Below are 26,744 nucleotides of genomic sequence, written 5' to 3' on the forward strand. Positions count from 1 at the left end.
CATGACCCGATTACTCCTACTACTTAACAGCAAGGATGGATGACATTGCATTCGAACTCATTCGTAACCAGGGAAGGCTCGCGCCTTATGCATGGCGGCAAGCCGTTCCGCTTCGCCGGTCCGAACATTTATTGGCTAGGCCTCGACGAGAACGTCGGCGGCGTGGATTGGCCGACCGAATACCGGGTCGTGAACGCGCTCGACACGGCGCTTGAGATGGGAGCGAACGTCGTGCGTTCGCATACGCTCGGCGCATCGCACGGTCATCCCAAGGCCATTATGCCGGAGCCGGGCGTCTTTAATGAAGAAGCGCTTCGACGAATCGACTTTGCCATCCATGAGGCGGGGAAACGCGGACTGAAGCTCATTATTCCTTTCGTATGCAACTGGGATTACTACCATGGCGGCAGGCTCACCTTCGCCAGATGGGAAGGCTCGGACAACGCGGAAGATTTCTATCGCTTGCCCGGCTGCATCAACCTATTCAAGCTGCATATTGCCGCTATCATTAACCGGGTAAATACGCTCACCGGCATCACGTACAAGAACGATCCGACGATCTTGGCCTGGGAGCTTGGCAACGAGCTGAATGACGCGCCTGCCGCGTGGGTGGAGGAGATCGCCGATTATATCAAAGGCCTCGACGGCAACCATCTCGTTGCCCACGGCAAGCAGTTCGGGCTCGATCGCGACAAGCTCGCCATCGGCAGTCTGGATATTCTCGACGTGCATTATTATCCCGCGAACGCGGAAGAGACGGTCGCCGACGCTCGTGAGGTCGATCAAGCGGGCAAGGTGTACATTCAAGGCGAATACGGCTGGCCGGATGCGGATCTGGACTCTTTCTTGGCCGCGGCGGAAGGCGAGCCGACGGTGGCGGGCACGTTGTTCTGGTCGCTCTTCCCGCATGGGGACAACGGAGGCTATGTCCAGCATTTCGACGGGTTCTCCGTTCAATACCCTGGAACGGCCTTTAACGGCGAGCTGACATCGCGCATCGGCAAGCTAAGAGAGCATTTGTTCCGCATGCGGGGGCTGGACGTTCCGGGGCATTCGATTCCGCGCGAGCCGGAAATATTGTCCGCCGAAGGCGCCGTACGCTTCAAAGGAGTCGTCGGAGGTGCTTCCTATACGCTCGAGAGGTCCTTCGAGGGAGAGGGCGGCCCATGGACGACCGTTTATGACCGGAGGCCCGCGGATTATGCCGAGTCGTGGATCGACCCGACGCGCATTCATACGAAACCCGCTTATTACCGGGTTAGAGCCCATAATGTGGACGGCGCGGCAGGAGGTTACTCCGCCGTTTATCGTTCGGATCCATTTAACCCGTAGCGGCTGGCAGGGCCGGCTTGGCGTTTCGAAGACGAGATGCCAAGCCGGCCTTTCGTCTGCTGTTTCCCGGTATTGAAGACAGCAATAATCGCCCTAAATGATCTCAAGAAAGGGGACGTTTTGTCCGATCGCCCTCTCTTATAATGGGAGCAGAACGAGAGAAAAGGGAGGAAATTGAATGATCAAGAAGAAGTCGAAGCTTCTGCCGTTATCCTTGCTCGCCGTGATGCTTGCCGCTTGCACCAATACGAGCGAGCCTGCCGGCGGCAATCGTCCGAACGGAGCGGAGGCAGGCACGGGACCGCTGAACGTAAGCATTACGCTGATGGGCGGTCCCAAGACGCCCGATGCCTGGGTAGAGACGGCGCTGGAGGAGGAGCTGTCCGCCAGCTTGAACCGAAAGGTCGATATGGAGAATATGTTCCTTCCGGGCTGGAGCGATTACAAAACGAAGCTGAATTTGATGATGGGCGACCGCAAGAGCATGCCGGACATTCTATGGCACTCGGATATGGAGAAGGAATACGCCAGCTGGATTCAAGCGGGCGTGCTGGTCGATCTTGTCCCGCATCTGCAGAGGCATGGCCAGAACATCCTCAACTATTATACCGAGGATACCCTGTTCTACAGCTGGGATAACGGGAAGATGTTCAGAGTGCCCGGCGACGTGGCCGAGCTGGGCTCCATGACGACGATGCTGCGGAAGGATTGGCTCGATAAGCTGCAGCTTCCGGTGCCGACTACGATCGATGAATACATCGAAGTTTTGAGAGCGTTCACAACGGAGGATCCGGACGGCAACGGCGAGCGGGACACCTACGGCTTTGTCGGAGACCATGATTGGCGGGCATTCGCTCCGTTCTTCTATTCGCGCGGCGTCGATGTCGACCAGTTTCTGGTTCAGGAGGACGGAACGGTGAAATACGGCGCGACGATGCCGGAAGTGAAGGACGCGCTGAAGCAGCTGCAAGAGCTGTACGCGGAAGGCGTCATCGATCCGAGAATGGTAACGCCGAACGTAAGCGCCGGCGATCTGTTCGCCGAAGGTAAGGTTGGTTCGCTCTATTACTGGGTGTCTTTCCTCAATGAGGGTCATCCGAAGCAGATGTCGTTCAAGGAAATAAATCCGGGCGGGGAATATATAGCCCTCGAGCCGATGAAGGGGCCGGCCGGCTTCTCCGCGGACGTGCCGTCGGACGGCAAAGGCTGGAGCTTCGTGTCGGTAACCGGCGCGGCCGAAGAGCCGGAGGCGGTCGTGCAGGTGCTGAACCAGATCGCTTCGAAGGAGACGAACACGTTGATCAAGTTTGGCAAGGAAGGGGGAGCATTACAAGCTGGACAACGGCGTATTCGTCAACCTGATCGACGAAGACAAGGGGAAGCAACTCGGCCTCGACAACTATACGTGGATCATTACGCGCAAGGATGAAGCGAATATCAAAAACACGCCGGAGGTCATCGAGCTGTATGATCGAAGAATCGAAACCTCGCAGCCGATGAGGGACAAAATCGTGTTTTTCAAATCATCGAACCGAAAGGAATGGTCCGAATATTCGGCGGACTTGATCAAGCTAAGAGACGAAACCTTCTACGGCATTATTGCCGGCAACCTCGATATCGGCGCTTTCGACAGTTTTGTGGAGCAGTTCTACAAGCAGGGCGGCAAGCAAGTGGAAGAGGAAGCGAATCTTCTGTACCAATCGCAGCGAGAGGAGCGGGAGCGGTTCGCCGCATGGTACAAAGAAAACATCGAGCCTTATAAGAGGTAGAACATGATATAAAATTAATTTCCGAGGATGTGAACAAGGATGGCCAGAAGCGCGATATCAGCGGCGAATCGCTGGAAGTATATGAAGCGCGACAAATATTTGTATTTGCTCATGCTGCCGGGGCTGTTCCTCATCTTCTTGTTCAAATACGTGCCGATGTACGGCATCGTGATCGCCTTCAAGGATTACAACATTCTTCTTGGCGTATTCGACAGCCCATGGGTAGGACTTGACCAGTTCGAGCGTTTGTTCCGAACGCCCGATTTTATTCAAATATTCCGCAACACGTTTCTAATCAGCCTATACAAGCTTGTATTCGGCTTCCCGGCGCCCATCATTCTCGCGCTGCTGCTTAACGAGCTGCGCAACGGATTTTTTAAGAGATTTACGCAATCCGTGCTCTACTTGCCGCATTTCTTGTCGTGGGTTATCTTCACGGGCATTATCGTCGCGTTCCTGAATCCGGTTGACGGAGTCGTGAATTACGTCCTGAGCGCGGCTGGCATGAAGACGGTTAATTTCATGATCATCCCGGAGTATTTCCGGACGCTGCTGGTCAGCACTCACATCTATAAGGAGATGGGCTGGGGCACCATCATCTATTTGGCGGCGATGTCCGGGGTTAACCCGGACCTGTATGAAGCCGCGAGAGTGGACGGGGCGAACAAATTCAGGCAAATGTGGCATGTCACGCTGCCGTCGATCCGTTCCGTCATTCTCATCCTGATGATTCTCGATCTCGGCAGCATACTGGAAGCGGGATTCATGCAGGTGTTCCTGCTGTACAATCCGCTTGTGTATGATGTGGGGGATATTATCGATACGTACGTGTACCGGGTCGGCATACAGAGCGCCAATTACAGCCTGGCTACCGCGGCCGGCTTGTTCAAATCGGTCATTTCGCTTGCCCTGATCTACACGGCGAACAAAATCGTGCAAAAGTCCGGTCAGAACGGGCTATGGTGAGGAGGGGACGGCATTGACTGGCATGTCGCGAGGCGAACGATTATTCGGCATTATCAATTATTCGATCATGCTGCTGCTCATAGCGGCCATGATTTATCCGTTCTGGTATCTCGCGATGGCGTCGTTGAGCGATCCGAAGCTGACGGCGCTCGGAGGCTTGTATTTGCTTCCGAAGGGCTTCACTTGGGATGCTTATATCACGGTGCTTGGAGATACGTCGTTCTGGTCTGGATTCCGGGTGTCTATTGTTGTCACGATATTAGGCTCCCTCATCGGTACCTTTCTTACGGCGGCGACAGCGTACGCGATCTCAAAAAACAGGCTGCAAGGAAGAATGGCCGTATCCTTTTTGATCTTGTTCACGATGCTCTTCAGCGGCGGGCTTGTGCCTAATTATTTGCTGCTCAAGGAGCTTGGCATGCTGGATACGTTGTGGGCGCTTATTATCCCCGGCACGTTATCCGCCTTCCATATATTCGTGATGCGAAGCTTCTTCGTCGGTTTGCCCGAGGAGGTGGAGGAGGCGGCCAAAATAGACGGGGCAAACGATTTGACCGTCTTCTTCCGAATCGTGCTGCCGCTGTCAAAGGCGGTGCTTGCGACAATCGGCTTGTTCATGGCCGTCGCATACTGGAACGACTTTTTCTCCACCATCCTGTATATTACGGATAAGGAGAAATGGCAGCTTCAGGCCGTTCTGCGTAATTTGATCGACCAGGCGGTGCAAAGCTCGAGCAACGGTCCGAACGGCGACCAAATTCATGTGTCGGCCTTTACGGTCCGCTCGGCGTCTATACTTCTTGCGACGCTGCCGATCTTGCTCGTGTATCCGTTCCTGCAGAAGCATTTCGTCAAAGGTGCCATGATCGGATCCATTAAAGGATAAAGAGAGCAAGCCCCAAGGGAGATGGACGACATATTGTTTTTGGGTATTTTTTTGGCGATGTTCGCGGCGGGGCTGCTCCTTGGATTTGTCGGCGCCGGCGGCTCGGGCTTTATTATATCGATCCTGACGACGATATTCGGCCTGCCGCTCCATACCGCGCTTGGAACCGCGTTGTCGGCGATGATCTTCTCGTCCGTATCCGGAACGATCAGCCATTACCGGGAGGGCAACATCGTGCTGCGGAACGGGCTTGTCGTTGGCGTATTCGGCGCATGCGGAGCCTGGATATGCTCCCGGATATCGGTTGGAATCGACGAAGGAGCGCTGCAATACATGACGGCAGCCGTCTTATACCTTTCTTCCGGTCTGTTATGGCTGCGCATGTACGCGGTCGGTCGGATGAAAGCGGAGGCTCCGCTTCCGGGAGAGACGGCTGCGGCGGGGGAGGGGCGACGTCCCTTGCCGTGGCTGAAGGGAGGCGTCATCGGATTGGCTTGCGGCGCGTTGTCCGGCTTGTTCGGCGTCGGAGCGACGCCGTTCATCCAACTTTCGTTGATGGCGTTCATGAAGATGAAAGTTTCGCAAGCGGCTGGAACGACCATGCTTGTCATCGTTCCGATCGCGGTTGCGGGCGGCGCGGGATTTTACGGCTCCGGCCATTTGGATTTGAAGCTGCTTGCCGTCGTGCTGGCTGCCATCACGGCGGGCTCGTACATCGGGGCCAAATTTACGAAGCGCCTGCCGAGTGCCATGCTGAAGGTGTCGATGGTTACCATTCCGATGCTGGGGGCGACGCTGTTGCTATTCTAAACATTTGCAGGGGAGTGGGTCGTCATGGCTTTTATGCAAGTCGAGTTCTATTCGGAGGTGCTGGCGCTCGCCAGCACGATTCAGGTCATTGCGCCCGAACGGTCAAGCGCGGGAAAGGAGGTGCCGGCCGACGGATACCCGGTCCTCTATTTGCTGCATGGAGGATCGGACAATCATACAAGCTGGCATCGCTTCAGCTCGATCGAGAGATACGCCGCGGACAAACGAGTCATCGTCGTCATGCCATCGGTCCAATACAGCTTCTATACCGACCAGAAGCTCGGGTTCCCGTATTTCACCTATTTGTCCGAGGAGCTGCCCGCCGTCGTGGGGCATCTGTTCCATGGGTCGGGCCGCCGCGAGGACACCTTCGTGGCAGGGTTGTCGATGGGCGGGTACGGCGCCTTCAAGCTGGGGATTAACTGCCCGGAGAAATTCGCGGCTGTCGCGAGCCTGTCGGGCAGTCTCGACCAGCGCGACAGGCTGGGTCCGACGCCGTCGATCAACAACGAAATGATGCTGCGCATGGCGCATTATACGTTCGGCTCCATGGAGGAATACAGCGGAAGCCGGAACGACCTGGCGCACGTGCTGGAGGAGCATCTCCGAACGGGAGTACGGCTTCCGAAATTTTATCAAGCTTGCGGAACGCTTGATCATAATTACGAAATCAACCAGTCCTTCTATCGGCAATTCGGCGGCAGGCTGGACCTGACCTGCGAGACGGCCGAAGGCAGAGGACATGAATGGGACTATTGGGACGAACAAATTCGCCGGGTGCTCGAATGGCTGCCGGTTCGGGGAGGAGATCTATCATGAAAGTAATTGGAGTAATATGCGGAGACAAGTGGCATCCTGCGGCCGACGTGCTGGCCGGACTTCGGGAAGCGGTCCCGAGCGGGTTCGAGCTGGAAGCATTGGCGCCGGAGGCGCGGCTGTCCGTCGAATGGCTGGCAGACAAGGATGCGGTCGTGCTCGCGAAACTGAACCATACTAGCGAAGAGGACGAGTCTCCCTGGCTGACCGCCGGTATTAAGGAAGCGATTATGGACTACGTGGCGGGAGGCGGCGGCCTCGCCGTCCTTCACGCCGGAACCGTCGGCTACAAGGAGGACCCGACGTTCAGCCGGTTCATTGGGGGCGTATTCGCTTATCATCCGGAGCCTTGCCGGATTACGCTTGGCGTTAAGCCTTCGGCAGCGCCGTTCCCCGTCCAAGACTCGGCGGATATCGAGATTTACGACGAGCATTACATCATGGATATGGCCGATGATTCGCCGCGCGTCTTTATGACGTCCGCCTCGGAGCATGGCATGCAGGCTGCGGGCTGGACCAAGCGGCATGGCGCTGGCCGGGTTTGCGTCTTAACGCCTGGGCATTTCCCCGATGTGTGGCGGCAGCCCGGTTACCGGGAGCTGCTGAGCCAGGCGCTGCGCTGGTGCGCGGGCGAAGCGGGAGAGACGGAGCCGCGCGGATGAGCGCCGGGTTTGTCGTCGTCGTCGGCGCCGAGCATAAGGCCGCGGAGCGCTTGTGCCGGCTTTGGTTATCCGAGGGCTGGACGGTGCTAGCCTCCTTCACGGGAGAAGGAGGGGGTGAGGATCGGTCCCGCTATGAGGATTTTGGAGGAGATTCTCGTAAGCTGCATACGATTGCTATCGATCCGCGGGATTCCGAATCGGTCCAGTCGCTTTCCGAGCTGGCCGCTAGCGTCATGGAGCGGATCGATATGGTGGTGGTCGCCATCGACAGGCGAAGGGAAACGCGGCTGCGGGACGGGATGTCGTGTGAGGATGTCCTGGCGATGTATGAATATAACGCGCTAGCTCCGCTTCGAACGATCGAGGCGCTTCTGCCGCTTATGGAGGACGGGATGAAGCGTTTATGCTTCCTCTCCGATGTCCGGGGCAGCTTCGCGGCGGGGCATGGCTCCGATTACGCAGGATACGGGATGTCGCTGGCCGCCAAGCATATGTCCGTCAAGATCATGTCCAATTCTCTAGGACCTAGAGGTTATACATTCCGAATCCTGACGCTGAACGGAGAGCGGGAGGGCTTCGGTTTGACTGAAGAGGCGGCGCTTAGGGCTAGCCGCTGGCTGGCCGATTTCACGGACGAATCGCTGCTGAAACTCGAGAATGAGCTTGCGGAGCCTGTGCCGTTCTAAATGGAGGGAGGAGATTGCATGCATACGGCATTCGTAACCGGCGCGGACCGGGGACTCGGGCTGGAGCTGACGAGAGGGCTGCTGGAGCGTGGCTGGCGGGTTATTGCCGGGCGATACTTGGAGAACTGGCATGAGCTGACGGAGCTGGCCGGACGACATGAAGGCAGAGCGGTCGTCGTGCCGCTCGATATCGGCTCGGACCGGTCAGTACGGGATGCGGCGAATCTGGCCGGCGCTTCGGCGGACGCGATCGACCTCGTCATTCACAACGCGGCGGTGTCGACTTCGCTTAAGGATTTGACCATTGCGGGCGGGTTGAACTATGAGGATATGATCCGCATCTACAATATTAACGCGATTGGCATGCTTCGCGTTACGGAAGCGCTCCTGTACTTGACGGATGCGGGAACGATGAAGAGGCAGTGCATCGTCTCGTCGGAAGCGGGCAGCATCGAGCGCTGCAGCCGCGAGGCATGGTATGGCTATTGCATGTCCAAAGCGGCGCTTAACATGGGAGCCGTGCGTCTGCATGAGAATCTGCATGCCGATGGCTATACCTTCCGTCTGCTGCATCCGGGCTGGATGAAGACGTACATGTCCGGCTCGAAGAACGAGGAGGCGGAGCTCGAAGCAGATGTTGTGGCGGAAGCGGCTCTGCGTTATTTTATCGGACCGGGTGAAGAGGATCATAGGCTTGTGATGAAGGATTGGGCAGGCGGAGAGTGGCCCTGGTAAGGATTCGGATGTGTCTGCGGCGTGCTGGGTGAGGAGGATGAGCATGGAATATGCGTACAAATTGATCGAGCTGCAAGAGAATCTGCCCATTCGGCTTGTCATGCACCGCCGCCGGAGCTACAGCTACCACTGGCACAAGGAGCTGGAAGTATTCGTCGTGCTGGAAGGATCCGTCGTTATTGAGACGACGAAGGCTCGGTACACGCTCAGGGAAGGCGATATTCTTATCATGAACAGCAACGAAATTCATGCCTCCCATTGCCCCGGCTATGCCGACGCCATTCTGATCGTGCAGATGGATCTGGCTTTTCTGAAGCCCTTCGGGTATGACTTCTCCCAAATCATCGTGCAGCGCGAGCGGTGGATCGATCCGGAGACCGTGCGGAGAATCAAGAGGGGACTCGCGAGCATCGTGCTCGAGATGTGCCGGAAGGAGAAGGGGTATCAGGCGCAGGTGATGTCGCATGTATACCAGTTCATCAGCGACTTGCTGCGCAGAGTTCCGCACCGGACACGCCTGGACGCGCCGGACATCATGTCCGCCGTGGATTTCAACCGGCTGAACCGGATCATCGCTTACGTGAACGACAATTACCATTTGCCGATCAGCTTGAAGGACGTGGCCAAGGAGGAGTTTCTGAGCGCCTATTATTTGTCGCACTTCTTCAAGGACAAGGTTGGACTGACGTTCTCCGAATGCCTGAACCGGGTGAGGCTGCAGAAGGCCGTAGAGCTGCTGCTGTCCGAAAGCTCGATGACGGTCACCGAGCTGGCGCTGAGCGTCGGCTTTCCGAATGTCAAATCGTTTAACCGATGCTTCAGGAACAAGTACCAGATGAGTCCGTTTCGGTACAAAAAAACGATATTGGGCAGCGCGGGCGAAGCGGGCAGCGAGCTCGGCGGGCTGGCGGGCTCTTCGGCGGAAGCGCAGCAGCACCAGGATCTATACAGCGGTTTTATTATAGAGAAGATACAACGGTTGTTTTGATCGAATCCGATAGAGGTTTCTGGCGGCTTAACCGCTCCAGACTAACGCCTCCGGGGGCAATAGGCGTTTCTGGCACGCTTAATTGCTCCAGACTGCCTCTCTGAGGATCAATAGACGTTTCTGGCACGCTTAATCGCTCCAGACTGCCACCTCGAGGAGCAATAGACGTTTCTCGCACGCTTAATCGCTTCAGACTGCGCCTCCGAGGACAAATAGGCGTTTCTGGCGCGCTTAATTGCAACAAGTGGCAGCCTCGAGCCGCTTCGAGCGCCAACAAGCACTCACGGAAAAAAACAAAAGCCGCCAAGGCGCATCATGCGCCTTGGCGGCTCTTTACTTTTGCTCTCTTTATGAGAGGATCAGCACGCCGAAGCCCTCCAGCGTGACCGCGCCCTCTACCGTACGGCCCGTCAGCAGATCCGTCTTCGCTTCGCGAAGCGTGATTGCAGCCTCCTCCTCCGCATAGTTCAGCAGGAAGTACAGCGGGCCGCCGGCGTCTTCGCGGATGGCGAGCTCAACCTGCGGCGGCAGCTCGAGAACGCCGTCCGCCGGCGAGAGCAGGCCGATCCGGGCGATGATCTGCGCCGCGGAAGCATCGTCGAACACGGCGCCGTAGTACCACGCTTCGCCTTGGCCGAACGTGTTGCGCGTCACGGCCGGCTTGCCGGCGTAATAGTCGCTGGCGTACGTCGCTATAACCTCGGCCGACTCGCTCTCCGTCAGCAGCACGTCGTTGAAGCTGTCGGCGGCGGTCTCCGAAGCGGGGACTCCGTTCGCTTCGTCCGCGAGCCAGCTCATGCGGACCGGGGTGCGGGTGCCTTTCACCATCGTGAATTCCTCGACCGAAATGCCGCACAGCTTGGCGGCCGCACCCGGGAACGGGCGCATATAGCATTGGGCTCGTTCGTCCTTGTAGCCGGTCCGGCAGGCGAAGACGACGATACCGCCTTGGCTGACGTACTCCTCGAGCAGAGCCGCCGTTTCGTCCGTCATGATCGCGGCATGCGGATAGATCAGCGCTTTATAACGCTGCAGCTCCGTTAGCGTTGTCCCCTTCCGAAGATAAAGGTTGTCGCTCGGAATATGCCGGCGAGTCAGCGCTTTAAACCATTCGTTGCGGCTCTTCCAATAGAACGGGCCATACCACATGTCGTATTCGCCGTCCCATTCGTTGTCGTAATCCCGCACGATCGCGATCTCCGCCTTGTAGGAGGTACTGGCGATGCGCGGTCCGGCTTCGGCAAGCTCGCGGCCGATGCCTCTCGCCTCCCGGATACGCCGATTCTCCCGATTATGGTAATCGTTCAGGCCGTGCCAATACATCTCATGGCCGAATGCGGCGGTCCGCCAGCGGAAATAGACGACCATGTTGGCCCCGTGCGCGATGGACTGGTACGTCCACAGCCTCATCTGGCCTGGCTTCGGCGACGGCATGTCCATCCGGTTCACCCAGCCGCCCGGACCCGCTTGCTGCTCCATAACGCAGAACTGCGGAGAGATGGAGCGAACCGTGCTCAGCGTCTGGCTCCAGCCCCGGTCGGCCAGCGGATTCTGCTCGTCGGGGTTCTGGGAGATCGTCGAGAACTGCGGGTAAGAATCGTAGCTGAAAAAGTCGAGCTGCTCCTCGGTAAGCCGATGGCTGTCGAGATGGCCGAACAGACCGTTGGTTGTAATCCAATGATTAGGCGCGATTTCTCGAATCAGATCCACCTGCACCTTTGCGAAATCGATGACGCTGTCGGAAATAAACCGTTTCTCGTCCAGGTACAGATGCGGATTCGGCTGCTTGCCGGCCGTCGTCTGACGGGACAGATGCACCTGCGACCAGTCCGTGTACGTCTGGCTCCAGAATACCGTTCCCCACGCTTCGTTAAGCGCCGCGAGGCTGCCGTATTTCCGTTGCAGCCACACGCGGAACGCGGCATGGTCCGCTTCAGAATAAAACTCGGAAATCTCGCAATTGAATTCGTTGTCGATCTGCCAGCCGACGATGGCCGGATGATCGCGATAATGCTCGGCCATCTTGCGGACGACGATCGCGCACAGCTCCCGATATTTCGGGCTGTTGTAGTTGTAATGCCGCCGCAGGCCGTGCTCTATCGTTTGGCCGTTGAAATTGACGTTCAACACTTCCGGGTATTTCTGCGTGAGCCATGCAGGCGGCGTAGCCGTCGGGGTGCCCATAATGATGCGGAGTCCGTGCCGGTGCGCGGTGTCCAGGGCTCTGTCGAACAGCTCGAACGAGAAGACGCCTTCTTCAGGCTCGAAGATCGACCAGGCGAATTCGCCGACGCGGACGATCGAGATGCCGAGCTCCGCCATGCGGCGGAAATCATCCTCCCACAGCTCCTCCTTCCAGTGCTCCGGGTAGTAGCAGACGCCAAGGCTTAGCCGATCGAGCGCGTTTGTATGTTCTGTCATCCAGGTTCCTCCCACAAGTCAAAATATTGCGATAAGTTAATCCATGCCTTAAGTGTAAATCGCTTATCAATTGCCGTATATGACAACATCTTGCGAAGTATAGTACAATATTGCTAAAAGAGATTAGAGAGGAGGTGCGTCATGCACATTCATCGCATCGTGCCGAAGCCGTCGTATCCGCTGTATGTCTGTTATCCCGATATGTTCGGCCGATACGCCGAATTCCCGCTGCATGAGGAACGCAGGGAATCGGGAGCGCTCCAGGAATACAATCTGCATCTGGTATTCGGGGGCAGCGGATATGCGGTCGGTCATGGGGGAGAGAGGGTCGAATTGAAAGCGGGGGAAGGCTTTCTGTACGCGAAGGAAGCCTTCCAGCAATACGGCTCAAGCCGGTCCGAGCCGTGGGATGTCAGATGGATTCACTTCACCGGAGCTTTGCCGTCCGGCATATTGAGAGCGGCGGACGAAGCGGGGGCGTGGTTGTTCTCGTTCTCGGGAATGACAAGAATCCGCGAGCTGACCGACCGCATGTACGAGCTGAGCGATCCATTCGGTCTGGAGAGCGAAGCGGCCATCTCGGCTCTGTTGTACGAGCTGCTCGTCCATCTGGACCAGGATACCGAAAGCCTTACGGGTGCGGCTACGCTCCGGAAGCGGAATGAGATTCGCGAAGCGGCGGACACGATCCGCGGACGGTGCCAAGAGCCGTGGGACATCGCCCGGATGGCGGAGCTTACCGGGTACAGTCCGTACCATTTCCTCCGCTTGTTCCGCGATGTAATGGGAAGAACGCCGAACCGGTATTTGACCGAGTGCCGATTGTTGGAAGCCAAGCTGCTGCTCGCCACGACGGGGCTCGCCGTGAAGGACGTGGCGGAGCGCATCGGATTCTCGCAGGCCAGCTATTTCATCCGCGTGTTCCGCGGCGCGGAAGGCTTATCCCCGTCAGCTTATCGAGAACTTCACGGGCGCCATGGTCATTCCTAACCGGCGTATACGGAAAACTGTCGGTGCCATCCTCGGGATTCGGTGATAGAATGGAGCATATGTCGCCCGCCGCATAGAGCGGGACGGACCTCGGGGGGAGAGCTTGACGGAATGTGGCTTACTTATTCGATTTTGGCGGCGATCGGCTTCGGCCTCAGGGGCATTCTCTATCATTGGACCAGCCAGAAGCCGCTCAGCCGCAATGCACTGCTATGCGGCACGTTCACGATGGGCGCGGTTATCAATTTGGCGCTCGCTCTGCTGACGGATGCGGAATGGACGGCGGCTTGCCTGATCGGCATTCAAATGGGGCTGTTCTCATTCGGCGCCAACGCCAGCATGTTCAAAGGGTTCGCGGTCGGCAAGGCGTCGCTCGTAGCCATACTGACGGCCCTGCCGTCCGTCGTGGTCGTGGCCGTCGCCTATTTGTTGTGGGACGAGAGGCTGTACGCGATGCAGCTTGTTTCTTTCCTCGTGATCGTAGGCGGCGTGCTGCTCGTACGGTATTCCAATGACTTGTCGCTGCGCAATCTGCAAGGAGCGCAATGGGGGCTGCTTGCGATGCTGCTGTTCGCGGGGAACGATCTGTCGGGCAAATGGTCGACGATCATGGAAGCATCGCTTTATCCGACCATGGTCATGATGTTCACGTCGGGCGCGGCCTGCTTCGGCTTATGGTGGCTGAAGGACCTGCGGATGCCGGCTTCCGGAGTTGCGGGAACCGTCGTCATCGCGGCGGTGGAAACGAGCGGGCCCAAAGGCGACGCAGCGAGTCCGGCGCGCTGGAGCGATAAGCGCGCGTTCTTCGTCGGGATGGCGATCGGCATCACGAACACGGTCGGGATGATGCTGATCATTACCGCATTCGACCTGGGCAAGGCGGGACTCGTATCGGCCGTCGTGGCGGCGAACGTGCTGCTCATGCTGTTGTACACGCGTTTCGTGGTGAAAGAGAAATTCAAGAGCACGGAGCTGGCCGGCATCGTGCTGGCGTTCGCGGGTCTAGTCTTAATGCGATTATTCGGCGAATAATAATAGCGTTCATAATAAGCTGCAAGGACAAGGACTGCCTACCGGCGATAAACGCCGGTAGGCAGTCCTTGTTTTCTTTTTTTGCAAGGCGCTCCTCTGGCGGGATAATAAAGGTAATGATTGGTTAAGTTACGCATAGATACCAATCAGCAGGAGAAGATATCTATGCCGCATCGGAGCTTCCAGTCAGGAAGCATTAAACCCCGCTATTCCAAAGGACATATATCGGTATTCGGCATCAATTCGGTCTATCCCCGCACGCCGTGGATCGCGGCTTGGTGGTCGGCTGCTTTTCCGGGCTTCGGACACATGTTTATCGGGAAGTACATGCATGGATTTGTGCTCATTATATGGGAGCTGGTGGTCAATGGCCAATCCAATCTGAATATGGCCATTGCCTTGTCCTTTCAGGGCAGGTTCGAAGAGGCGAAGGCTGGCATCAACCAGGAGTGGGCGCTGCTTTATGTGGCGGTTTATTTATACAGCATATGGGACAGCTATCGCTGCGCCGTGGAGATCAAAAAAAGCCACGTGCTGGCCGAAATCGAAGACGCCCCGATCACGCCGTCGGATGTCAGCTTTTTTGATGTGATTGTTTTGGATAAGAAGAAGCCTATGGCCGGGTTGTTCTGGTCCTTCTTGACTCCGGGCTTGGGACAGCTGTACGGCGGCAGCACGATCGTCGGCACCTTCGTGTTGGCCTGGTGGATCTTTGTATGCTACAAGGCTCACGCCGTTCGCGCATGGCTTTATTCGTTCATAGGGGATTTTGACGGGGTTCACGCGATCGTGGATTGGCAGTGGTTTCTTTTTTTGCCTTCCATGTTCGCTTTCGCCGTTTACCAGGCCTACGCTTCCGTCGTCGAAAACAATACGTTATTCGATATCGAGCAAACACGATTTCTTAGAGTGAGGGCTGAAAATTTGGGACAACTGCACACGAGTCATACCGAAACGATACAAGTTATCGCTACCTTCGAGCACTCGCCGTTCGTGGAGATGGTCATTCACGATATCGAGAAGCTCGGAATACCGCACCAAAACATTGTGGCTTTGCCGCTTGAAAACCTGGAGTCGGAGACCCATATCCTTGACTCCATTCATCGGGTCGATGGCCGAAGCGTTCTGGACGGAGCCATGATGGGCGCTACGATTTTTGCGGTGCTAGGGGCTGTATACGGATTCGTCTTGCACTGGGGGCCCATTATTTGGGGGTTGATTGGCTTGGCAGGCGGTTTCATCTTGGGATTGTTGATCGAATTAGCGGTGAGCAAGAAAAAAGTGAAAGGGAGTGCGGGTCCCAAAAGCGAAGTTGTTGTTGAGGTGACGTGCGCTGCCTCCCTCCAGCACCAGTTGATTAAAGCTTTAAAATCGAGAAAGGCGAGAGGCTATATCATTATGCCTAGTCGATAGAGATTTGGGAAACAACGGAAGAGAGCTGCTGGACGGTGATGGCAACCGGCCCCTTCAGCTCCTTTTTGTGTGCAAGGATTCGATTGAATCTACCAGAATGTGGTATGGTTAATATAGTAGTGACTCGGTTTACGGAATAAGGCGGGGATGACTTGAAATTATATGTGGCGCGGCATGGACAGACGGAATGGAACGCGGCAGATCGAGTATGCGGAGTGACGGATGTTGAATTAACGTCCCATGGAGTCGAACAAGCGGAGTTAATGGCCGAAAAACTAGCGGAGAAGCGGCTGGATATCATTATATCTTCGCCGCTGAGCAGGGCAAGGAAGACGGCGGAAATCATTGCGCGGAGACTGCAAAAGGAGGCTCTTGTAGATCATAGGCTCGTTGAACAAAATTATGGGATATTCGAAGGGGCAAACCGGAAGGACGAAAGCTTTAAGCAAGCCAAATCCCAATTCCCAAACCGATTATCCGGCGGAGAATCAATCCTTCAAGTATCCCAGCGGGTATTCAATTTGTTAGATGAGACGAAAGAGAAGTACAGGAATGAACAGGTGCTGCTCGTTTCTCACGGCAGTGTCTGCAGAGTGATACACGCCTATTTCAACGAGCTTTTGAATGAAGAGTTTTACGCTTACTATTTGGGGAATGGCGAATGGAGAGAATACGAGTTTGAAAAATAGAATTCATATTATGGGCGCGTCTTTGCATGAACATTGGATGGCCGATCTGGCTTGTCCGATCTTGAGGTTCGAAGGAGAACATTCGGTTAACGAGCGGGTAAGCATCGTGCTCGATTATTTGGGGAGGGGAGATACGCGGAATGAGATTGTATACCGATCCTAGAGGAGAGGCTTACGAGCAAGCTATCGATTTGGCGATTAGAACCTCGGAATGCTTTGTGCTCAAGGAGCATGTTGGTGGTTGGGCCGGCATAATGCGAAGTGGCGGCTACAACGATGTAGTGGAGGCGTTGAGGCCCTATCTGGTGAAAACAATCGAGCTTCAGGATGCCGGCATGGACGAAATTATACAGATGCAGAGAGCGTACCGCAGCGATGCCTTTTATACCGCGGGAACCTACCACATGTACAAATGCTGCGAAGAAAGCGGGTTAGTGCTGAAGCGAGCGGCGAACCGGCTGGCGGATTGGATCTATCCTCATTTGCCGGAAGACTTGTGCTTTTTGAAGGAAGGCGACGGGGACTATCTCTTCTCCATCGTTCATGAGAAGATGTACGGCATGGATGTGACGGAGACAGAGGCTCTCGAGCTGATGGATCGGGTTACGGGGCTTTTTCTGGAATTGGAGCGTCACCAGGATTTGGAGTATCTGCTTGACGATGCGATCAAGCATCGCACCGACAAGCTGTATATAAGCGGACATAGACTTACGGAGCTGCCGGAGCGAATCAAGGAGTTAACGGAGCTCCGCGAGCTGGAGGTGTTCGAACAGGATCTGTACCGCCTGCCGGAAGGGCTATTCGAGCTAAGCAAGCTGGAACGGTTGGCAATCATGACGGCCGATTTGGAGGGCATTCCCGCATCCATTGCCAAGCTGAAGAGCTTGAAGGAGCTTCGCATTTATTGCGGGAGCTCGGACCGGCCCGCGCCCGGCTGGAAGGTCAAGCCGAAGGAGGAAATCAGCCTGAACCGCATTCCGCCGGAAATCGGCGAGCTTCAGATGCTGAAGGAGCTGACGATTCAATACTCCGCGATTCATAAGCTGCCTCCAGAGCTTGAGAAGCTGAAGCGGCTGCGGGTGCTGAATGTGGGAAGCTGCAAGATCAAGCGGAAGCCGGCCTTCCTTAAGCGGATGAAGCAGCTGAAACATGTAAGCGTGTCAGAGGGGTTGTATTAAATTTCATGTCGGGGGAAGCGAAAAGGGGCAGCCAAGGACGGAAAGTTGGTCCATAGCTGCCTCTTTGTCTTGGTAATCAGATGGTTTCTCTACGAGCTGCCGAATCCATCAGCTCAACAATAAACTGCGCGACGCCGTCATCGTTATTGCTTTGGGTATGATGCGTCGCCATTGCTGCTAGAGCGGGATGCGCGTTCGCTACCGCCACGCGGGCCCCTGCTGCTTCGAACAGGCCGATGTCGTTCAAGTTATCTCCGAACACGGTTAGCTGCTCCGGCTTGCAGCCGACGTAAGAGGCCCACTTTCGCGCGCCTTCTTTTTTGTTCGCGTCCGGATGGCTGAATTCGAGGAAATAGTGATTATGGATGTAGTTGTCCTTCATGATGTGGATACACACGCGGTTTCCGTACTGCCCTCGAATATGGGCTTCTAGAGACTCCAGCTCCTCCAAGTAACCAATGTAGGTGATGATCAGCGTGCGGCAGGTCTCGGGACAAGTCAGCTGCTCGAGCTCCGTGAAGCGCGGATCGTTCGGGCGGCTTGCGTAGAAGGCCAAGTCGCCTGTCCGGCTCAACCGTTCGTGGAACACCTTCTCTTGGTCATCCGAATCCAGAGCGAACAGCAACGGAGTTAGCCCGTATGTTTGGCCGATGGCCACGATTTCGTTCGTAATTTCCCTCTCCAGCCAAGCGCCGTCGATGACCTGCTGCGTCAGCGGGTCGATCAGCATGGCGCCGTTGTATAGAACGAGCGGATGCTTCCAGGGAATCGCGCCGACTGCGCGGTTCGAGCTGATGTAGCTTCGCGCAGTCGCGTAACCGATGATGGCGCCGGCCTCAATGGCCTGAGTCATGACTTGCTTCGAGGCTGGCGACAATGTGGCGTCCGAACGGAGCAGCGTGCCGTCCAGGTCGGTTAGAATATAGGATGTCATTGCGAGATTCGCCCTCCGATTACTAATGGAATGATTATCCATACAGCATCGCACAGGGCGCGCGAGGCGTCAATATGGCGGACAGCGAGTGCGCTGCGCGGGGGAGTAACGATCAGAGGTGTCGTTATTGGAGCGAGCAGCGGACAAGGCGGCGTAGTAACGATCAGAGGTGACGTTATTGGAACGAACGGGCGGCCGCGCAGGACAGTAACGATCAGAGGTGTCGTTATTGGAGCGAGCGGGCGGCCACGCAGGACGGTAACGATCAAAGGTGTCGCTATTGGAGCGAGCAGGGGGCAAGGCGGCGTAGTAACGATCAGAGGTGTCGTTATTGGAGTGAGGGGGCGGCTGCCCCTCGCATCCCGCATTGCCTCTCCTGCCTGCGTAGCGCGGCCACCCGCGCCTCCGCTTGCGGGCCCTCCCTGCGCGCCCTCCGTCCTCGCGACCCTCCCGCCGCGCGTTACACCGCGGGCAGCTCCGCCTGCAGCGCGGCTCGCTTGCGGAACGCGGAGCGCGAAAGCAGCACGCTCAGCTCGAACAAGCCGCAGAGCGGAATCAAGATAATGAACGCCGACACGAAGTCCGGCGGCGAGATCAAATTCGCGACGATTACGAGCACCAAGTACGCGTATCGGCGGGACTTGCGGAGACGGTCGGGCGTGAGCAGGCCGATCCGCGTGAGGAACATGACGACGATCGGCAGCTCGAAGGCGGCCGCGATCGGCAGCACGATATTCAGCATGAAGCTGAAATATTGCGTAGCGCCGTATGTTTCAACGAGGTTCAGTTTGGTTGAAATATCGCTGACGAAAGCATAGCTGATGGGCAGCAACACGGAATAGCCGAAGGCGATGCCGATTATTAGGCTAACCGCGCTATAGGGTACATACCGCAGCGCGGCCGAACGTTCATGGGGATGCAAGCCTTGCTTCACGAAGCCCCACAGCAAATAGAGGGCGGTGGGTAACGTCACGATCGAGGCGATGACAAGCGCGATGTTCATGTACATGCGGACGCCGTCGAACGGAGAGAACACATTCCATTCGAGTCCGGAGGCTGGCGGGCTGCTCTTGATATAATCCAGTACATAAGGAGCGGCGAACAGGCCCCCGGCCAAGCAGACGGCGAACACGATCAGGATGGCGATCAGCTGCTTGCGGAGCTCTACGATATGGCTGAGCAGCGGCATGAGGGGCATCTTGTTCATACTCGCCTGCCTCCTTCGCGCCGATCGCGCGCGCTTCTCTCTTTCACCATGCTTTTACGAAGCTCGAACGTATGGAAGCCGTCTCTAAGCTTCCGATGAATTTCCTTCAGCAGCTCCACGTCCTCGAACGAAAATTTCCTCGAGCCGCCCGACGATCTCTCCGGAAATACAAGCTGTCTGTCCTCGTAATAGCGAATTTGGCGCTCCGTCAATCCCGTCAGTTGTTTCACAGTACCAATGCTCATGACCTTAAGACTCATAGCCTCGCCTCCTAGATCGAATGTTGAACTTTTCGAACGAGCACTTACATCTTGTTACATACACGTCAGGATACTTCACATTAATTGCTGTTGGGTGAGATTTTAGCAAGTGTCCTTTCCGTTTGACAATGGTCATTGCGAACTAACAAAATCAAATATGGAATAAATTATGTGATTTCTATAGGAGGATTAGCCCATATTTAGGAAGTTTATCGAATCGCCATTCCATTGAAGAAATTTTTTATGTAAGAAATCCTTACAAAATTTTGGTCATGAGCGAATTCCCCATGTTATCTTCTCGGTGGGTCCACAACGAAGCCGATGAATGGGAGTGAGCGGGATGGAATCGACCAAGACGCCGGAGATGTCCAGGCGGCAATTTCTAAGCACGGTAGGGAAGCTAGGCGGAGGCGCGGCGGTGTTCAGCATGATGGGGACATTGGGGCTGTTGACGCCGGAGACGCTGAAGGCGGCGGATTACGAGCCGCCGGATAAGAACGAGCTCGCGATGACCAAGCGGAACGGCAAGAAGGTCGTCATCCTCGGAGCGGGGGTTGCGGGCATGACGGCCGCATACGAGCTGGGGCTGGCGGGCTACGACTGCACCATCCTGGAAGCCCGTGCCCGTTCGGGGGGCCGGATCTGGTCGGTTCGCCGGGGCACGACGGTAGCGGAGCTCGGCGCGGCCAAGCAGGTGGCGAGGTTCGACGACGGTCTCTACCTGAATGCGGGGCCGATGCGGATTCCGCAATTCCACGTCACGATGGAGTACATTCGCAAATTCGGGATTCCGATCGAACCGTTCGGCAACGTGAACGACCATGCTTATTACTATAACGAGAAAGCCGGCGAGCTATCGGACCGGAAAGTAAGGAAGCGCGAGGCCAAAGCGGATATACGGGGCTATGTCAGCGAGCTGATGGCGAAGGCCGTGAATCAGAACGCGCTGAACATGCCCCTCACGCCGGAAGAGAAGGAGAAGCTCGTCGCGTATCTCCGGTCTGAGGGCGGGCTGGACGCGGATTTGTTCTACAAAGGCTCATCGCGCGGCGGCTACAAGGATGAGCCAGGCGCGCGTCTCGATGCCGGCGTCATTCGGGATCCGTTCAGCATGAAGGCCATAATCAACTCTGGCTTCGGCAACTATTTAAGCAGCGAATACGGCTACGATCAGCAGATGATGATGTTCCATCCGGTCGGCGGCATGGACGCGATCTCGAACGCGTTCGAGAAACGGCTGAAGGGCAAGATCAAGTTCCATTCGGAAGTGACCGAAATCAAACAAAGCGGCAGCGGCGTAACGGTCAGCTACAAAAATCTCGCCACGGGCGAGACGAGTCAAATCGAAGGGGAGTATTGCATTTGCACGATCCCGCTGTCCGTTCTGAAGAAGATCAAGGCGGACTTCTCGCCGGATATGAAGAAGGCGATCGACAGCGTCGGCTACGCTTCGGCAGGCAAGATCGGCTTGCAGTTCAAGCGCCGTTTCTGGGAAGAGGACGAGCAAATCTACGGCGGTAACACGCTGACCAATATGGATATTTCGTCGATCTATTACCCGCCGACAGGTTACATGCAGAAAAAAGGCCTGCTCCTTGGCTATTACGCCTTTGGCGGGAACGCGGACAGCCTCGGCAAGATGACGTTCCAGGAACGGGAGGCGCACGCGCTGAAGCAAGGCGCGAAGATTCATCCGCAATACTTCAAGGAATTCGAGTCCTCATTCTCCGTCGATTGGAAAAAAATCAAATACAACGAAGGCGGCTGGGTATCCTACTCCGGCGATCAGCGCCAGACCGTCTATCCGACGCTTTGCAAGCCGGACCGAAGAGTGTACCTGGCGGGCGAGCATATCAGCTACATTACGGCATGGATGGCGGGAGGGATCGAATCGGCCCGGGCGGTCGTCACCGACATTAACGAGCGCGTTATGAAGGAATAAAAAAGAGAGGTCGTGAAACGATGGAATTGAAACGCAACCTGAAAGTTATTGTAGCGACGGCTTTGGTATCCTGCTTCTTGGGAGCTTCCGTCTATGCGGCCGCTACGCCGAATAAGCTTCCGCTGACGCCGATCCACGAGCCAGAGTTCTACGGAAGTCCGAGCTCGTCCATCGCCAGCGCGGTAGCGGTGCCGGAAGGCGTGGCCACCTTCATGACAAGCGGCACGGTTCCGCCCCTGCTCAACAAGGACGGCAAGACGGTATACGAGCGTTACGGCAACACGGAGAAGCAGGCCGAAGGCATTCTGTTGAACATCGAGAAGCAGCTGAAGGAGCAAGGGCTGTCCCTGAACGACGTCATTTATCTCCGGGTATACGTCACTCCGGACGCGGCGCTGGACGGGAAGTTCGATTACACGGGCTGGTTCAACGCGTACGCGAAATTTTTCAACACGGAAGCTAATCCGGTCAAGACGGCAAGGTCCACCGTCGGTGTGGCGGGACTCGTCAATTCGGATTGGCTCATCGAGATCGAGGCGGTCGCCGCTTACCCGAAGAAGCATAAACAAGATTAAATGAACACGCAAAGGGGAGAATGCTGATGCTTCAAAACATTGGATTTCCGGGATTGCTTATGATATTGGTCGTGGTGCTCATCATATTCGGACCGTCGAAGCTGCCGGAGCTTGGCCGGGCGGTCGGACGAACGCTTCACGAGTTTAAGTCCTCCGCCAAAGAGCTGGTGTCCGACACGAAAGAGGATGTCGTCGAAAAGCAGGAAACGGTCAAGCAAAGCTGACCGGATGACCGCAAACGCTCCATTCCGAGACAGCCGTTCCCCTCCAATAGGAGGAGGACGGCTGTTTTTTTGCGCGAGGGGGATTTCTTTTTGGCGTCGCATTTGTGTATAGTAATGGCTACGGATCACTAGGAAGGAGGCGCAAGCGGTGCTGGGGAGCTGGGGAAGTATCAATACGCTTCGCAACCAAATCTTTATCGGATTTATGTTCATTATGGTCATGGTGCTCGCTTCGGTCGGCTATTATGCCTACGATCAGGTATCCGTCCTGCTGAAAAACAACGCCGAAAAACACATTCAGCAAACCGCGGTTCAAGCGACGGGCAAGCTCGACGTTCTGCTGAGGGGCATCGATACGTTCACGGCGGAAATCGCGACAAGCGCCCAGGTGCAGCGAATGCTTGCAAATAAAATCGACGGCGGCGAGATCAGCTTCGCGGAAAGGCAGCTTCTTCAGCAGGAGGTGCGCAAGGAAGAAGCTTACGCCACGGGTATCCGCTCGATCGAAATTTATTCGGCCGATTTCGAACGGCTGCTGCCGCTGACGGACGTTAACCTGCTGAGCCGGGTGCCCATCGACTGGATCACGAAGGTGAACGACGCCAGGGGCGATATTGTCTGGCTCGGGCTGGACGAGCGGTTTCCGGACGTCGTGATCGCGATGCGCCAGGTGCGCCTCGTCGACCGCTCGTTTTCGTTCGGCGGCTATATCATGGTCCATATCGAAAAAAGCTATTTCGGGTTGACGGAGGCTGTTAACCCTGCAAGCGCTGCCATCTCGAATCGGGAGTCGATGGGGCTGATCGACGGCGAGGGGCGCATTATCGCATCCGATTTTGCGGACGAAGCGTTTATGGCCAGCCGGCTGCAAGAAGGAATGGGAGAGACGGCCTCGCTCGACGGCGAAGATTATTTTGTCGTGAAGAAGCGATCGGAGAAGACGGGGTGGAACATCGTTATTCTGACGCCGGTATCCTACGTGATGGAAGGCATTACGGTGCTGCGAACGGCCATTATCGTATCGGTCGTGGTGGGTGGCGTGCTCTTCCTTATTCTGACGTTTATTCTGTCGACGATGATTACCCGTCCGATACTGAATCTGATCAAAGCTATGCGGAACGCGAGATTCGGTACGCTGAAGCCGATTCCCGTGACGTCCGCCACGATGGAAATCGACGAGCTCGGCAATACTTACAATCAAATGGTCGCGTCGCTGAACGAGATGATCGAGGTCGTCTACCAGAAGGAAATCATTCAGAGCCGAACCGAGCTTAAGGCGCTGCAGGCGCAAATTAATCCGCATTTTTTGTTCAACACGCTGGAGGCGTTCTATTGGGCGCTGGACGAAAAGGGGGATGAGGAGCTCGCCCAGGTCGTCGTTGCGATGTCTGGTTTGTTCCGGTATGTCATAAGCCGGGCGGACGAGGATGAATGGGTAACGGTGAGCGACGAGCTGGACCATGCCGAACGTTATTTGAAAATCATGAAGATGCGGATGATGGACAGGCTGTCATGGCGCATCGAGGCCGACGAAGCGAGTCGGCGGACGCCGATTCCGAAGCTGCTCGTCCAGCCTCTCGTCGAGAATGCGATTCTCCATGGGGTGGAGCAAAGGGTCGGTCACGGAACGATCGCACTGAAAGTCATGCCTTGCGAACGGCCGGGCTATACGCGAATCGAAGTATCGGATGACGGGCCGGGCATGGACGAGGACAAGCTCCGTTCCTTGCTCGCGAACCTTGAACTAGGCTATGCGGGCGCAGCGGAAGCGAAAGGTACGGGCGTCGGGCTCGCAAACGTTGAGAGAAGGCTAAGGCTGTATTACGAGGATGAAACGGACGGCTTGGAAATTCGAAGCGAGGAAGGCCGGGGGACGACGATGGCTTTCCGGATACCGAACGAGCTTAAGGGGAGATAAAGGTTGAAGACGATATTGGTCGTAGACGATGAACCGAGAACGCGGGAAGGCATACGCAAAGTGTTGGAGGCATGGTCCGGCGGGAAGCACCGGATCATGACGGCTTCGAGCGGAGTGGAAGCGCTCGAATGGATGCAAGAACATGCAGCGAATCTTCTGATCACCGATATTCGCATGCCGGAGGTGGGCGGGCTGGATCTAATCGAAAAAACAAGCGCCATGTCCCATCCCCCCGTCACGATCATCATTTCCGGGCATCCGGAATTCGATTATGCGCAGAAGGCGCTGCAATACGGCGTGATGGAATATTTGCTCAAGCCGCTGGACAAAATAAGGCTTGTTCAAGCGGTTGAACTAGCCCTGAAGCGCGAGGAGGAATTGCACCGGATCGAGCGCATGGAGAAGTTAATCGATAAGAAGTTGCTAGAGACTGCCGAGAATGCGAAAGTATACAGTCCGCAAGTCCAGGAAGCGATCCGCTATATCGAAGAGCGCCTTGCGGAGGCGATTTCTTTGAAGGATGTAGCCGAGGCGCTGCACATGAACGCAAGCTATTTCAGCGTGCTGTTCAAGGAGCAGACGGGGCTTACGTTTACGGAATACGTAACCCGGCGCAGAATTCAGAGAGCGAAAGAGCTCCTTGGCGGGACAAGCCTGTCTGTCTCGCAAATCGCCGAGCAAGTAGGCTATCAGACGGACAAATATTTCGTGAAAGTATTTCGTTCTCTGGAAGGCAGCAGTCCTGGACAATACCGGAAGAGCGTCTCGGAATCCGGGGAGAGGATCCAATAAAAGTAGAACTTTTCCCAATGTGCATGACCTTATCGCCGGATGGGCACGTTGCTACAATGTAGATGTGCAGGAGAAATCCGAACCACATCAACGAAAAAGGGGATGTAAACGTGTTCAAGAAAAAATGGACGACGCTCATGCTGACATTATGCCTTGCGATTATCGCGGCAGGCTGCGGCAACAATGCCAATAACGGCGGCGCAGACACGAATGGGGCTGCTAATGGCGGCTCGAATGAAAGCGGTAACAAAGTAACGGTGAACTTTATGCATCTTTGGCCGGAAGGCGTATCCGCCGGTCAGAACAAAATCGTCAACCAAATTATCGAAGCATACCAAACGGATAATCCGAACGTCACGATCAAACAGGAAGTGCTGGATAACGAGCAATACAAAAACAAATTGAAAGTGCTGTCCGCGTCCAATCAGCTTCCGGACGTAGGCGTTACCTGGGCGGCTGGCTTCATGCAGCCTTACGTAGAAGGCAATCTGTTCACGCCGGTCGACGATCTTCTGAGTGGCGAGTTGAACGGCAAGTTCGTAGCAGGCACTACGGAAGCTTACGCGATGAACGGCAAGACTTACGCGCTTCCGCTGGAATTCAACATCGCTCCGGTCTACTACAACAAAGCGATCTTCGAGCAGTACGGTCTTGAAGTGCCGCAAACATACGAGCAATTCAAAACCGTCGTAAAGACGCTGACTGATAACGGCGTTGCGCCGATCGCGCTTGGCAACAAAGACCGCTGGACGGGATCGCTTTGGTACATGTACCTTGCGGATCGCATTGCCGGCCAAGAAACGCTGGCGAAAGCAATTACGGGCGAAGCTTCCTTTACGGACGCTGGTCTCGTGAAAGCAGCCGAGGAAGTGCAAGCTCTGGTAGACGGCAATGCGTTCGTCAAAGGCTTCAACGGACTATCCAACGAAGAGGCGAAGTCCGAATTCCTTAACGGCAAAGCAGCCATGTTCCTGATGGGTACTTGGGAGCTCCCGAACTTCACGACGAACGAAGACATTCCGCAAGAGTTCCGCGACAGCGTAGGCTTCTTCAAGTTCCCGACGGTGGACGGCGGCAAAGGCAACATCGACAGCTGGGTAGGCGGTCCGGGTGTGGGCTTGTTCGTATCGGAAAACTCTGAAGTAAAAGAAGAAGCGAAAAAATTCGTGGAATACTTCGTGACGAAATGGGGCGAGCAATCCGTAACAGGTGCAGGCGTCATCCCGGCAACGAAGGTGGACACCGCGACTCTGGAGCTGCCGCAGCTCTACATCGATCTCTTCAACGAAATGAACAAAGCAAGCAGCATTACATTGTTCGCCGACGTGCAGATGAAGGCGGACGCGGCTGAGACTCATCTCAATCAAATTCAAGCGCTCTTCGGCAAGGCGGCGACGCCGGACTTATTCGCTGGGGAGCACGATAAAGCGATATCCGCAGGGAAATAATCGGTTAACAAGCAGATAGAGATAAGGTTACGCTTATCCGGCCGACAGGCAACAGGCACGGCCGGATAAGC

General features: G+C 55.9%; 25 protein-coding genes and 1 pseudogene. 22 read left to right on the plus strand and 4 right to left on the minus strand.

Annotated features, from left to right (window positions below; translation table 11 throughout):
* Positions 1-45: 45 nt before the first annotated feature.
* From NQZ67_RS12200 to NQZ67_RS12245, 10 genes are all read left to right on the plus strand, one after another.
* Complete coding sequence (locus NQZ67_RS12200; RefSeq protein WP_257445798.1) at positions 46-1,332, plus strand: glycoside hydrolase 5 family protein; 1,287 nt, start codon at positions 46-48, stop codon at positions 1,330-1,332.
* Between the two features lie 178 nt (positions 1,333-1,510).
* Positions 1,511-2,761 (plus strand): extracellular solute-binding protein, encoded by a 1,251-nt coding sequence (locus NQZ67_RS12205; protein WP_257445799.1) that lies wholly within the window; start codon positions 1,511-1,513, stop codon positions 2,759-2,761.
* A gap of 379 nt (positions 2,762-3,140) precedes the next feature.
* Positions 3,141-4,067, plus strand: coding sequence for an ABC transporter permease (locus NQZ67_RS12210; protein WP_257445800.1), 927 nt, complete (start codon positions 3,141-3,143; stop codon positions 4,065-4,067).
* Between the two features lie 22 nt (positions 4,068-4,089).
* The gene (locus NQZ67_RS12215) at positions 4,090-4,953 is read left to right on the plus strand and encodes a carbohydrate ABC transporter permease (protein WP_257445936.1); all 864 of its coding nucleotides are present in this window, start codon (positions 4,090-4,092) and stop codon (positions 4,951-4,953) included.
* A gap of 33 nt (positions 4,954-4,986) precedes the next feature.
* Entirely contained in the window at positions 4,987-5,763 is a 777-nt protein-coding gene (locus NQZ67_RS12220; protein WP_257445802.1) for a sulfite exporter TauE/SafE family protein, read from the plus strand.
* 24 nt (positions 5,764-5,787) lie between these two features.
* The gene (locus tag NQZ67_RS12225; protein ID WP_257445804.1) at positions 5,788-6,582 is read left to right on the plus strand and encodes an alpha/beta hydrolase; all 795 of its coding nucleotides are present in this window, start codon (positions 5,788-5,790) and stop codon (positions 6,580-6,582) included.
* Positions 6,579-7,241, plus strand: a complete 663-nt coding sequence (locus NQZ67_RS12230; RefSeq protein ID WP_257445805.1) for a ThuA domain-containing protein — start codon at positions 6,579-6,581, stop codon at positions 7,239-7,241. The genes NQZ67_RS12225 and NQZ67_RS12230 overlap by 4 nt, the downstream gene beginning before the upstream one ends.
* A complete protein-coding gene (locus tag NQZ67_RS12235; RefSeq protein ID WP_257445806.1) occupies positions 7,238-7,927 on the plus strand; it encodes an SDR family oxidoreductase in 690 nt (229 codons plus the stop codon). Before NQZ67_RS12230 ends, NQZ67_RS12235 begins: the two co-directional genes overlap by 4 nt.
* An 18-nt stretch (positions 7,928-7,945) precedes the next feature.
* A complete protein-coding gene (locus tag NQZ67_RS12240; protein WP_257445808.1) occupies positions 7,946-8,662 on the plus strand; it encodes an SDR family NAD(P)-dependent oxidoreductase in 717 nt (238 codons plus the stop codon).
* A 43-nt stretch (positions 8,663-8,705) separates the two neighbouring features.
* Positions 8,706-9,650, plus strand: a complete 945-nt coding sequence (locus NQZ67_RS12245) for an AraC family transcriptional regulator (protein ID WP_257445810.1) — start codon at positions 8,706-8,708, stop codon at positions 9,648-9,650.
* A 348-nt stretch (positions 9,651-9,998) separates the two neighbouring features.
* On the opposite strand, the gene NQZ67_RS12250 is transcribed toward NQZ67_RS12245, so the two are convergent.
* Positions 9,999-12,071: a beta-galactosidase gene (locus NQZ67_RS12250; RefSeq protein WP_257445812.1), complete on the minus strand. Its 2,073-nt coding sequence runs from the start codon at positions 12,069-12,071 to the stop codon at positions 9,999-10,001.
* Positions 12,072-12,212: 141 nt separating this feature from the next.
* Here NQZ67_RS12250 and NQZ67_RS12255 point away from each other — a divergent pair, with 141 nt between their 5' ends.
* The 6 genes and pseudogenes from NQZ67_RS12255 (at position 12,213) to NQZ67_RS12280 (ending at position 17,373) form a co-directional block, all read left to right on the plus strand.
* On the plus strand, positions 12,213-13,061 hold the full coding sequence (locus tag NQZ67_RS12255) for a helix-turn-helix transcriptional regulator (protein ID WP_257445814.1): 849 nt from the start codon (positions 12,213-12,215) through the stop codon (positions 13,059-13,061).
* A 111-nt stretch (positions 13,062-13,172) separates the two neighbouring features.
* The gene (locus tag NQZ67_RS12260; protein ID WP_257445816.1) at positions 13,173-14,093 is read left to right on the plus strand and encodes an EamA family transporter; all 921 of its coding nucleotides are present in this window, start codon (positions 13,173-13,175) and stop codon (positions 14,091-14,093) included.
* A 165-nt stretch (positions 14,094-14,258) separates the two neighbouring features.
* Positions 14,259-15,506: a hypothetical protein gene (locus tag NQZ67_RS12265; RefSeq protein WP_257445817.1), complete on the plus strand. Its 1,248-nt coding sequence runs from the start codon at positions 14,259-14,261 to the stop codon at positions 15,504-15,506.
* Between the two features lie 152 nt (positions 15,507-15,658).
* Positions 15,659-16,195 carry a histidine phosphatase family protein gene (locus NQZ67_RS12270; protein ID WP_257445818.1) on the plus strand — a complete coding sequence of 179 codons (537 nt, stop codon included), beginning with the start codon at positions 15,659-15,661 and terminating at the stop codon, positions 16,193-16,195.
* Between the two features lie 19 nt (positions 16,196-16,214).
* Positions 16,215-16,358, plus strand: a pseudogene (locus NQZ67_RS12275) (hypothetical protein); the annotation flags it as partial.
* Positions 16,336-17,373 carry a leucine-rich repeat domain-containing protein gene (locus NQZ67_RS12280; protein ID WP_257445819.1) on the plus strand — a complete coding sequence of 346 codons (1,038 nt, stop codon included), beginning with the start codon at positions 16,336-16,338 and terminating at the stop codon, positions 17,371-17,373. The pseudogene NQZ67_RS12275 and the gene NQZ67_RS12280, both read left to right, overlap by 23 nt.
* A gap of 76 nt (positions 17,374-17,449) precedes the next feature.
* On the opposite strand, the gene NQZ67_RS12285 is transcribed toward NQZ67_RS12280, so the two are convergent.
* The 3 genes from NQZ67_RS12285 to NQZ67_RS12295 form a co-directional block, all read right to left on the minus strand.
* Entirely contained in the window at positions 17,450-18,307 is an 858-nt protein-coding gene (locus tag NQZ67_RS12285; protein WP_257445821.1) for a Cof-type HAD-IIB family hydrolase, read from the minus strand.
* A 460-nt stretch (positions 18,308-18,767) separates the two neighbouring features.
* Positions 18,768-19,514 carry a twin-arginine translocase subunit TatC gene (gene tatC / locus NQZ67_RS12290; protein ID WP_257445822.1) on the minus strand — a complete coding sequence of 249 codons (747 nt, stop codon included), beginning with the start codon at positions 19,512-19,514 and terminating at the stop codon, positions 18,768-18,770.
* Complete coding sequence (locus NQZ67_RS12295; RefSeq protein WP_257445824.1) at positions 19,511-19,774, minus strand: MerR family transcriptional regulator; 264 nt, start codon at positions 19,772-19,774, stop codon at positions 19,511-19,513. Before NQZ67_RS12295 ends, tatC begins: the two co-directional genes overlap by 4 nt.
* A gap of 340 nt (positions 19,775-20,114) precedes the next feature.
* On the opposite strand from NQZ67_RS12295, the gene NQZ67_RS12300 reads away from it, so the two are divergent.
* From NQZ67_RS12300 to NQZ67_RS12325, 6 genes are all read left to right on the plus strand, one after another.
* On the plus strand, positions 20,115-21,716 hold the full coding sequence (locus tag NQZ67_RS12300) for a flavin monoamine oxidase family protein (protein WP_257445825.1): 1,602 nt from the start codon (positions 20,115-20,117) through the stop codon (positions 21,714-21,716).
* Between the two features lie 20 nt (positions 21,717-21,736).
* The gene (locus NQZ67_RS12305) at positions 21,737-22,291 is read left to right on the plus strand and encodes a RidA family protein (protein ID WP_257445826.1); all 555 of its coding nucleotides are present in this window, start codon (positions 21,737-21,739) and stop codon (positions 22,289-22,291) included.
* A gap of 26 nt (positions 22,292-22,317) precedes the next feature.
* Entirely contained in the window at positions 22,318-22,515 is a 198-nt protein-coding gene (locus NQZ67_RS12310; RefSeq protein WP_257445827.1) for a twin-arginine translocase TatA/TatE family subunit, read from the plus strand.
* A 151-nt stretch (positions 22,516-22,666) separates the two neighbouring features.
* Positions 22,667-24,433 carry a cache domain-containing sensor histidine kinase gene (locus NQZ67_RS12315; protein ID WP_257445938.1) on the plus strand — a complete coding sequence of 589 codons (1,767 nt, stop codon included), beginning with the start codon at positions 22,667-22,669 and terminating at the stop codon, positions 24,431-24,433.
* 3 nt (positions 24,434-24,436) lie between these two features.
* A complete protein-coding gene (locus tag NQZ67_RS12320; RefSeq protein WP_257445829.1) occupies positions 24,437-25,225 on the plus strand; it encodes a response regulator transcription factor in 789 nt (262 codons plus the stop codon).
* A 110-nt stretch (positions 25,226-25,335) separates the two neighbouring features.
* The gene (locus NQZ67_RS12325) at positions 25,336-26,673 is read left to right on the plus strand and encodes an extracellular solute-binding protein (protein WP_257445830.1); all 1,338 of its coding nucleotides are present in this window, start codon (positions 25,336-25,338) and stop codon (positions 26,671-26,673) included.
* Positions 26,674-26,744: the final 71 nt, after the last annotated feature.

It is taken from the genome of Paenibacillus soyae, from assembly GCF_024623455.1.
Lineage (GTDB): Bacteria > Bacillota > Bacilli > Paenibacillales > Paenibacillaceae > Pristimantibacillus > Pristimantibacillus soyae.

Coding starts and splice junctions, on each gene's coding strand:
- NQZ67_RS12240 (WP_257445808.1), top strand. CDS start 7,946: ATGCATACGGCATTCGTAACCGGCGCGGACCGGGGACTCGGGCTGGAG.
- NQZ67_RS12280 (WP_257445819.1), top strand. CDS start 16,336: ATGAGATTGTATACCGATCCTAGAGGAGAGGCTTACGAGCAAGCTATC.
- NQZ67_RS12295 (WP_257445824.1), bottom strand. CDS start 19,774: ATGAGTCTTAAGGTCATGAGCATTGGTACTGTGAAACAACTGACGGGA.
- NQZ67_RS12285 (WP_257445821.1), bottom strand. CDS start 18,307: ATGACATCCTATATTCTAACCGACCTGGACGGCACGCTGCTCCGTTCG.
- NQZ67_RS12235 (WP_257445806.1), top strand. CDS start 7,238: ATGAGCGCCGGGTTTGTCGTCGTCGTCGGCGCCGAGCATAAGGCCGCG.
- NQZ67_RS12215 (WP_257445936.1), top strand. CDS start 4,090: ATGTCGCGAGGCGAACGATTATTCGGCATTATCAATTATTCGATCATG.
- NQZ67_RS12245 (WP_257445810.1), top strand. CDS start 8,706: ATGGAATATGCGTACAAATTGATCGAGCTGCAAGAGAATCTGCCCATT.
- NQZ67_RS12260 (WP_257445816.1), top strand. CDS start 13,173: ATGTGGCTTACTTATTCGATTTTGGCGGCGATCGGCTTCGGCCTCAGG.
- NQZ67_RS12300 (WP_257445825.1), top strand. CDS start 20,115: ATGGAATCGACCAAGACGCCGGAGATGTCCAGGCGGCAATTTCTAAGC.
- NQZ67_RS12210 (WP_257445800.1), top strand. CDS start 3,141: ATGGCCAGAAGCGCGATATCAGCGGCGAATCGCTGGAAGTATATGAAG.
- NQZ67_RS12230 (WP_257445805.1), top strand. CDS start 6,579: ATGAAAGTAATTGGAGTAATATGCGGAGACAAGTGGCATCCTGCGGCC.
- NQZ67_RS12250 (WP_257445812.1), bottom strand. CDS start 12,071: ATGACAGAACATACAAACGCGCTCGATCGGCTAAGCCTTGGCGTCTGC.
- NQZ67_RS12255 (WP_257445814.1), top strand. CDS start 12,213: ATGCACATTCATCGCATCGTGCCGAAGCCGTCGTATCCGCTGTATGTC.
- NQZ67_RS12225 (WP_257445804.1), top strand. CDS start 5,788: ATGGCTTTTATGCAAGTCGAGTTCTATTCGGAGGTGCTGGCGCTCGCC.
- NQZ67_RS12205 (WP_257445799.1), top strand. CDS start 1,511: ATGATCAAGAAGAAGTCGAAGCTTCTGCCGTTATCCTTGCTCGCCGTG.
- NQZ67_RS12310 (WP_257445827.1), top strand. CDS start 22,318: ATGCTTCAAAACATTGGATTTCCGGGATTGCTTATGATATTGGTCGTG.
- NQZ67_RS12265 (WP_257445817.1), top strand. CDS start 14,259: ATGCCGCATCGGAGCTTCCAGTCAGGAAGCATTAAACCCCGCTATTCC.
- tatC (WP_257445822.1), bottom strand. CDS start 19,514: ATGAACAAGATGCCCCTCATGCCGCTGCTCAGCCATATCGTAGAGCTC.
- NQZ67_RS12305 (WP_257445826.1), top strand. CDS start 21,737: ATGGAATTGAAACGCAACCTGAAAGTTATTGTAGCGACGGCTTTGGTA.